The organism is Rahnella sp. P4_A8 (assembly GCF_056402435.1).
Genome location: NZ_JBFUHK010000199.1, coordinates 1 through 1,767 on the forward strand (window position 1 = coordinate 1; position 1,767 = coordinate 1,767).

At 49.0% G+C, this 1,767-nt stretch carries 2 protein-coding genes; both read right to left on the reverse strand.

Features of this window, described 5'->3' with window-relative positions; all coding sequences use genetic code 11:
• On the reverse strand, positions 1-649 hold a 649-nt coding region (locus AC1DUO_RS24615), incomplete at its 3' end, for a YfdQ family protein (RefSeq protein WP_477989237.1).
• Positions 650-683: 34 nt separating this feature from the next.
• Positions 684-1,055 (reverse strand): hypothetical protein, encoded by a 372-nt coding sequence (locus AC1DUO_RS24620; RefSeq protein WP_112198717.1) that lies wholly within the window; start codon positions 1,053-1,055, stop codon positions 684-686.
• Positions 1,056-1,767: the final 712 nt, after the last annotated feature.

The following is a 1,767-nucleotide window of genomic DNA, read 5'->3' on the forward strand; positions in this document are numbered from 1 at the left end:
CTCCCAGCCCTTCATATGGCACGCACTTAAATTCGAATGCCGCAGGCATGACTTCTTTGCTTTTTGCCTCAACGCTTTCCATCACTGAGCGCTTGGCGCCGAAATCACTATCTTCATGATCCGCAGAACTGGATGCTTCGATGGTAATTTTACGGACGCCGCCGATCGCTTTCTTGATGTCCAGCACTTCTCCGTCAGCGGTGAAAGCCATCAGGAATTCAGACCAGTCTTCGAGCCACTCGGCCAGATCCTTCTGTGAGTTTTTATCGCCATTGATGTTCAGCAAAGCCTGGAATGGCGCAGTGCGTTTCAGTTTCAAAACTGCGATGTTATCTGCGTGACCTGGTGCAGTCAGAGTGCCAAGGTTAAACACAGTCACCGCTGCCATGTTGTCAGCATTAATGAAGCTGCGGACGCCTTCGCCTGCGTAATCTTTGCAGTAGCGGGAGAAATCCTGAATGCTGGCGGTTTCCATTTTCCCGCGGAAGCGGAACCGGCCATCTTGCRGGTTTTCAAGCGAATGAATACGGACAGATTCAGGCAAAGCAACAGCAGGGCAGTCTGCTGAAGACAGGCGTTCTTCCAGCAGATTAGAAAGGGACATATCCCGGACTTCTTTGATTGCTGATGCGTCTAAAACTTGAGACATAACAATCTCCTTTTATCGGATGGTTAAACGATGCTTATCGCGCGTCACGGAGTTTGCCGTCAGGATCTCCGGCGATGGTGAACAATTGGCCCTGATCTTCCTGCATGATGGTCAGCTTGCCGCCTTTGCCAACGTACATAGGGGTTTCGGTAGTGTCTTCTTCCGACGTTTTTCCGCGAGGCGTAGGTGCTGAGAACTTCAATTTGTGAGCCAGCATCACGCGTTTTTCTTCCATCGAATTACTGATTCGGGAAACATCAATCTCGATGGACACTTTGCCTTTACCACCGTTATTCAGAACACCCAGAGCGGCAGTATTCAGCGCGGCGGCGATTTTGTTTTCGAAAATACCGGCGTCCAATTCGGAGAGAAACTCCGGGACGTTGGTCATACGACTTTCAGCCATTTTCATGCCCTCATTATCGCGGCGCACACCGCGGGAAATTACTCACACACATAGACAAGGGCAGCCGGTAATGCACAGGGCGTGCTGGGTGGGGCCAGCGAACCCTTGTCTATGCCTGCGAAAAAATTGGCGGTGGTCACGATCAGAACATTATCTTCGCTCCCCCTGATGTTGGATGGTTGAAGAGTCATGCCACCGCCGAAAGACAGCTACACACAGCAATTATCGAGGTTCCACGTCGATCTGAATGGGCGGCGGGAGTCGAACCCGCAATCGGGTAGGGAACCCGACCATCACCTGATGCTGGCCACAACGGAGAGAGCGCTATCTGGACTGTAGGATGTTGAAAGCTTTGCCAGCTTGCTCACCGTCAGTGCTCTTTACGTTATGCACTCATTCAAGAATCTAAACGTCTGCTATACTTATCATTGGAATAAGAAAATTCTTAATAATCTGATTAAGATCATCACTTATCCATGAGTTAAAAATGCCCGATATAAAACTTATCTGCGAAGAATGTAATTCTGAGAGATTCAATGTCACTTCTGACGTCGTATTCTCTGAGACTATCTCCTCCATCGTATGTGCAGTGTGTAAGCATCCAGTTAACGTTCATGAAGTTGTAACCTTCCGCGAAATTCCATATCTGACGCTAGTCCCTGACTTACCTATCCACTAATCCCTAAACATCGGCAAGAACACTTTTCAACTG